At 32.6% G+C, this 6,117-nt stretch carries 11 protein-coding genes; 5 read left to right on the top strand and 6 right to left on the bottom strand.

Annotation, left to right across the window (positions count from 1 at the left end):
- Positions 1–132: 132 nt before the first annotated feature.
- The 3 genes from QZN45_RS08700 to comD all read right to left on the bottom strand — a co-directional run bounded on the left by QZN45_RS08700 (position 133) and on the right by comD (position 1,520).
- Positions 133–396: a winged helix-turn-helix domain-containing protein gene (locus tag QZN45_RS08700; protein ID WP_296812479.1), complete on the bottom strand. Its 264-nt coding sequence runs from the start codon at positions 394–396 to the stop codon at positions 133–135.
- 88 nt (positions 397–484) lie between these two features.
- The gene (gene comE, locus QZN45_RS08695; RefSeq protein WP_296812477.1) at positions 485–1,024 is read right to left on the bottom strand and encodes a sulfopyruvate decarboxylase subunit beta; all 540 of its coding nucleotides are present in this window, start codon (positions 1,022–1,024) and stop codon (positions 485–487) included.
- A 4-nt stretch (positions 1,025–1,028) separates the two neighbouring features.
- Complete coding sequence (gene comD, locus QZN45_RS08690) at positions 1,029–1,520, bottom strand: sulfopyruvate decarboxylase subunit alpha (protein ID WP_292605800.1); 492 nt, start codon at positions 1,518–1,520, stop codon at positions 1,029–1,031.
- Between the two features lie 201 nt (positions 1,521–1,721).
- On the opposite strand from comD, the gene cofH reads away from it, so the two are divergent.
- Together cofH and QZN45_RS08680 are read left to right on the top strand one after the other, a co-directional pair.
- A complete protein-coding gene (gene cofH, locus QZN45_RS08685; RefSeq protein WP_296812475.1) occupies positions 1,722–2,840 on the top strand; it encodes a 5-amino-6-(D-ribitylamino)uracil--L-tyrosine 4-hydroxyphenyl transferase CofH in 1,119 nt (372 codons plus the stop codon).
- Positions 2,841–2,867: 27 nt separating this feature from the next.
- Entirely contained in the window at positions 2,868–3,443 is a 576-nt protein-coding gene (locus tag QZN45_RS08680) for a thymidylate kinase (protein ID WP_292607232.1), read from the top strand.
- A gap of 7 nt (positions 3,444–3,450) precedes the next feature.
- On the opposite strand, the gene QZN45_RS08675 is transcribed toward QZN45_RS08680, so the two are convergent.
- The 3 genes from QZN45_RS08675 to QZN45_RS08665 form a co-directional block, all read right to left on the bottom strand.
- Positions 3,451–3,708 carry a hypothetical protein gene (locus QZN45_RS08675; protein WP_292607235.1) on the bottom strand — a complete coding sequence of 86 codons (258 nt, stop codon included), beginning with the start codon at positions 3,706–3,708 and terminating at the stop codon, positions 3,451–3,453.
- Between the two features lies 1 nt (position 3,709).
- A complete protein-coding gene (gene priS, locus QZN45_RS08670) occupies positions 3,710–4,687 on the bottom strand; it encodes a DNA primase catalytic subunit PriS (RefSeq protein WP_292607238.1) in 978 nt (325 codons plus the stop codon).
- A 90-nt stretch (positions 4,688–4,777) separates the two neighbouring features.
- The gene (locus QZN45_RS08665; protein ID WP_292607241.1) at positions 4,778–4,900 is read right to left on the bottom strand and encodes a hypothetical protein; all 123 of its coding nucleotides are present in this window, start codon (positions 4,898–4,900) and stop codon (positions 4,778–4,780) included.
- Positions 4,901–5,065: 165 nt separating this feature from the next.
- Here QZN45_RS08665 and QZN45_RS08660 point away from each other — a divergent pair, with 165 nt between their 5' ends.
- The 3 genes from QZN45_RS08660 to QZN45_RS08650 are packed head-to-tail and all read left to right on the top strand — an operon-like array spanning position 5,066 to position 6,113.
- Positions 5,066–5,392, top strand: a complete 327-nt coding sequence (locus tag QZN45_RS08660; protein ID WP_292607244.1) for a hypothetical protein — start codon at positions 5,066–5,068, stop codon at positions 5,390–5,392.
- Between the two features lie 9 nt (positions 5,393–5,401).
- Complete coding sequence (locus tag QZN45_RS08655) at positions 5,402–5,539, top strand: hypothetical protein (protein ID WP_292607247.1); 138 nt, start codon at positions 5,402–5,404, stop codon at positions 5,537–5,539.
- 58 nt (positions 5,540–5,597) lie between these two features.
- Entirely contained in the window at positions 5,598–6,113 is a 516-nt protein-coding gene (locus QZN45_RS08650; protein ID WP_296812474.1) for a hypothetical protein, read from the top strand.
- Positions 6,114–6,117 lie beyond the last annotated feature (4 nt).

The raw sequence follows: 6,117 nt of genomic DNA, 5'->3' as shown, positions 1-6,117 counted from the left end.
CTGGAACAGGGGGGATAGCACGGTAATCCTACTCTCGTGGGAGAGTATCAGCCCGTGAAGTAAGAATCCTCGACTTCACCAAAGTCGAGGTAGTTCAATAAAAATAGTGTTAGTTTTGGTGATGATTATTGATTATTTGATATTTTCAAGTACTTCCAATCCCAGTTCAGTACACTTATACAATCTTCCTTTTCTTACTTCTTCATTGACACATATTACTAATTCCTGCTTTTTTAAATCAGATAATGCTGCAGATACCTGACTAGTATTAATATTAATGTCACGAGCGATTTCCGATGGCATTTTGATGTCCTTGCCAATGGATTTCAATGTGTTTGTTCTGTAGGGTGATATTTTCACATATCCCAGAAGTTCGTATAATTTGATTTCCTGCATGATTATATTTTTAATATAATGATAAGAAATCTTTATATATCAGTTATATGTGTTTAAATTGATTTAAACACATGTTACTAATATGATGTTATTTAATTGCATTCATGAACCTGTCTTTAATTTCAATTGGAGTCAAGTCAATAATAGGTGCTTTTGAATTTCCTGCTTCAGTATTGTATACGATAAAACTGGCATCATCACTTTTAATTATTTCAGCCAAATCAATGTCTTCAAAGTTAAAGCTATTTTTAAATCCAACGCTTTTTGCAATTTCACATAAGTCAATTACCTGAGCATAGGTGTCTTGATTTCCGGTTGATCCGTATGCACCGTTATCTATTACAATCCAAGTTAGATTTTTCGGATTATTGGCAAATATGGTTACAAGTGAACCCATATTCATCAAAAGTGATCCGTCACCATCAATGACAACAACGTCTTTGTCTGGGCGAGATAATGCAAGACCTAAACCTATAGATGATGCAAGGCCCATTGAACCAATCATATAAAAGTTTTCATCCCTATCGTCAATGTCATATAATTCTCTGGATGGAAATCCGATGTTGCAAACAACAATTTCATCATCAATATTTTTCATTATATCAGCAATTGCTTCTCTTCTTGCCATATTATCACCAATAACTAATTTCTAAAAGTATTGAAACTGGTTTTCCTTCTTCAGTTGACAAATCCCATGAATCAAATATTGCTTCATAAGCAGCTTCAGGATTTCCAGGTTTGAAAAATTTAAAGTTCATAGCCTCTAAAATTAGGGGTGTAGATTCTCCCATAGGGACCTGTCCGCAAATGTTTTCTCCTTCAGTCCCTCTATGGCTCATAATCATGATTAATGGAAATTCATATAGTTGTGTTAAGGACTTTAAAGCATTTATGGAGTTTCCAAGTCCCGAATTCTGCATCAATATTGCAGTTTTCCTACCTCCAAGGTAAGCTCCAGCACATATTCCTATTCCTTCTTCCTCACGGGTTACGGGGATATGAATTATTTCATCATCCTCATCAATCATATTAAGTAATTTTGATAAGTTGACGCATGGAACACTGACAATAAAGTCAATTCCAGCATCTTTGATACCATTAAAAATAGCTTCACTACTGTCCATTGTATCACATCTTATAATATTATTACAGTTATATAATTCATTATTTAAATAGGTATTTTTTTGTCAAATCCATATTTTTTCATTATTTTTGAATTTTTATTAATTAAAATTCATGTTTTTAATTTAAATTAATGTACAATTTATTACATTAAATTTAATTAATAGAAAACTTTTTATTTAATTTAATGGTAATATATTATCATGTTTGATAAACTCCCAGTATCTTCCAAAACTGAAGAGATTTTAACAAAATCTCTGGACGAACAGATTACCGTAGAAGAAGCAAATCATTTAATGAATGTTCAAGGACATGATTTATATCCGTTGCTTGCAACAGCAGACTATGTAAGGCATGAACTAGTTGGGGACAACGTAACATTCATTAATAATTGTAATATTAATTTCACTAATATATGTACTGTTAGATGTGGTTTTTGTGCATTTGGAAAGGATGCCGAAGATCCTGATGCTTACATATTATCTGATGAAGAAATTTTAGCCAAGGCAGAAGGTGCAGTAGCTGATGGCGCTCGGGAATTTACTTTGATGGGTGGAGTACATCCTGATGCAGATATAGACTATTATGAACATTTACTTACATTATTGAAAGACAATTATCCTAAAGTGTCAATTCATGGATTTTCACCAACAATGGTTAGAGATGCATGTTTAGTGTCTGAAATAAGTGTTGCTGAGGGTTTTGAGCGATTAAAAGATGCAGGTCTTGATACATTGCCGGGAACTGCTGCTGAAATTTTGACTGATAGGTCAAGAGAAATCATATGTCCTGAAAAGGTAACTGTGGCTGAATGGGTCGATATTGTGAAAACATCTCATGAAGTGGGGATACCGGGCTCATCCACAATTATGTATGGTCATGTTGAAACTTTGGAGGAACGGGTGGAACATATTGATGTTATCCGTAAGTTACAGGAAGAAACCCATGGTTTTACAGAATTTATTCCAATGACTTTTATGCATGAGTATTCTCCAATCTTTTTGGAAGGACAATCAAATCTTGGAGCTACTGGAACACAGGATTTGAAGTTATATGCTGTTTCAAGGTTAATGCTTAGAGATTTAATTCCTAATCTACAGGTATCCTGGGTAAAAATGGGATTCAGATTTGCACAGGTTGTATTGACTGCAGGCGCAAATGATTTAGGTGGAACATTAGGTGGCGATGAATTGTCTGAAGCATCAGGAGCCCCAGATGGTGTTAATGCTTCAATTGAAACTTTAAGTAGGATGGTTGAAGATTTAGGAAGAAATCCTATTGAAAGAAATTCAATATACACTGAATTTTACCCAATTGATTAGCAGGATATAATAACTGAAAGTGGTTATATGAAAAAATTTATTGTTATTGACGGACTTGATGGGTGTGGAAAAGACACCCAGGTTAATTTACTTGCAGAAGTATATAAAAATCAAGGTCGTGATGTCACTATACGTTCTCATCCATGCAGTGACAATAAATTTGGCAGAAAATCAAAACAGGCACTTCTAAAAACAGGTAAGATAAATCATTTAAAGGCCACAATATATTTTGGTTTGGATGCAGTTAGGTCAGTTCATATGTTTTATTACAATAAGGATACTGATGTTTTAATTTTTTCAAGGTATACTATGGCTGTTGCATATCTTCCAAATGTTATTAATGTAATCGTTTATAAGATTGTTTCCATTATTCTTCCAAAATCAGATTGCATGTTTTTCTTGGATGTAACTCCGGAAGAATCCTTAAGACGCATTAAATCTCGTAATGAAGAAGAAGAAATGTTTGAAAACATTGACGCTTTAAGAGAGGCAAGGTCAAAGACAGGTAAAGTAACTTATGAGTGGAATGTGATTCCTGCAGACGACCCAGCAGATATAGTAAGCAGCAAAATTGTTGCAAAATGTTTGGAATCTGAAAATTAATCTTTTCTCACAATACCTGTTTGATTCCTTCATCTGTTATAATCATCAATGAATTGAGATTTTCCAAAACAAGTGAAACGATTGGATGGGTTTGAATATCCTTGTGCATGAATATTATCTCTTTTTCAACAATATCAATCCAGTTGACATGATACACGACTACACCATTAACGACCAATCCCAAATATTGTGGAATGAATCTGTTTTTGTTAATCTCTTCAAAATATTGATTTTTCCTTAAAATTTCCCTTAATGTTTCATCCATTTCAAACACCTTTTCTTTCATAAACAAATTTCGGAACCGCTTTTGAGAACGGATCAAATGTCTCTCTGTTTTTGACTTCCATACATTTCATGCTGACTTTGGAGTGAAGTGATGATGGAAGCCTTAAGATTCTTTTTAAATCGATGGATACTTTAGCATCAATGGTAGCTAAATTAACACGAGCCATAGCTTCAACTAAATTTTTATATCTTCTAGGACCAATATCTCTTTTAAAATATCCCCAATCGTCATTTTCTAGGTGATGTCTTGATGCAATGATATCTTTCATAAGCTTTGGATTGATTCCATCCAATTTTTCATTGCCGACCAAATGTTGAATATTGAATTTGACCTTGTCGGTAAATATTTTTGAATATCCGACCGGTATTGAGAAATGCTCAAAATTAAAACTTTGATTTGAGATTTCAGGGTTTACGAATTGAGATTTTGGAACTTCAGCACCAGCAGCATATTTTAAAACTTCTGATCTGAGTTCACTTCCTGCAGTCATCATCTCTTCATCCAAAATCCTGATGTGATATCCTCTTCCGGAGTAAATTAGATGGATGTCTTTAAGACCCAAATCCGTTTGTAATGTGTCAATCAATGTATTCACGATTTCTAAAGCTTCCCCTAAACATATTTCACAAACGCTGTCACATTGACATGATCTTATTGGAATGTCTTTTGCATCTACATCAAAAATGTACTCTGCTTTTAGCCAGTCTTCCCTTCTTCTGGGATTGTTATAGAATGCTACTGAGATATATGCAGCAAATGGTGCCTTATATCTTAAAAATTTCCTTAAAGACTCTTTTCCTTTAAAAACCTTATATCTGTCATTCGGACCTGTGCCGTTATGGTCAAAACCGAATTCCCTCTTTTTTATGTCGGTGGATATGAATTCAGGCAGGTCATTTTCGGACCATTCCTCACGGTAGTATTGTCTTCGCTCTTTAAGTGTAGCTTTAGAAAACATGATTAATAGTTACTTTTTTAAAGTATATATTATTTCTTGAAGTGTGATTTTTCACAATAATGTAGTGGTGTTGAAAATTAAAAAAAGGAATTATTTGTTTTTACAGCATCCAAAAAAGAAGTTTCTTACTTTTTTGGTTTTGGACTTCTTTTCAGCTTCAATTTTTTTGTCTCTTTCGTGCATTTTTCTTCTTGCTTCAGCCATATTATCCATAATTTTCACCTCCCAAAAATTTAGTCATACCTAAATTATATTTTATTTTTTTTCATTTATAAATGTATCATATTTTTTTTTAATTAAATATTGTCCTTTAAATTTAAATAAAATACTTTAACTGATTTAAATATGTTTAAAGCATATCTTTAATTGGTGATGGCATTGTCAAGAACAAATTATGTATTCAAAAGTACTGATGATGTGAAAAATGAGGTATTAATTAAAAAAATACTTAATAATGATGAATTTGAACAAATTGATGATAATGGTGAGAGTATATATCTTAATACTCGCTTTGATGCTCATGCTTGCATTAAATATGAATTTTCCGGTGATGGGATTAAAATTGAAGGATGGGTAAAAACATTTCCTTTAGCACCAATCAACAGAAAAAAATTCAAAGAGCAGGAATTGAAGGGATTCTCAGCGGGTGCTCCTAAAAAATTATGCAGAAAAACTATTGAACGCATTGAAAAAAGCATTGTTTAGGTGAAAAATATGAATGGTATTGCAGCTTTGTTAATTGGTGGAATTGTGGCATATATAGTAAAGGGATTTTTGGGAGATAGTGGTTTGGCCACTATTATTAGTATAATCATTGGATTTGTTGTTATGGGATTTGTTGCTACAATATAATCCATTTTTTTCTTTTTTTTGATTATCTTTATTAAATAGTTTTGTAAAATATTTAAACATGGAAGAAATTGTTGAAGTGATTGGAGTTGAACATTTAAAAAGCATTTTGTCAGGTTTGACTCCTGAAGATATTGTAAAACCAGCATTTGATAATTGGATATCATACCAAAGAACAGGCCACACTGTACTTAACCTTGAAAATGGCAGGGTATATGGTTTAGGAATAGAATTCAATCAGTTGCCTTTGGCAGATAATATTTATATTGAATTATTCACAATAAAAGCTGGTGAAGATCCAATCGATGCTGAAGAACTGTTCTCTAAGCAGGAATATGAGGAATTCTTGGAGTTTAGCAGTGATGATCCTTGTGAATATATTCCTGATATAATCACTGATTTCTGCGATAAAAATAATATCAATGAATATGAACGTAAAATAGGTCTTTTAGCTTATAATTTTGAAAAAAATGAGCAGGCAAATTATAATATGTGGGAATCAGCTATTTTAAATAAATATTATGATGCAATATATGAAGACCATAACCCATTTAAGTTTTCACAATCTTCAATCTAAAAAA

This window comes from uncultured Methanobrevibacter sp. (assembly GCF_900314695.1).
Taxonomy (GTDB): domain Archaea; phylum Methanobacteriota; class Methanobacteria; order Methanobacteriales; family Methanobacteriaceae; genus Methanocatella.
The sequence above is the reverse complement of the archived record's forward strand: the minus strand, read 5'-3'. Positions and strand labels throughout refer to the sequence as shown.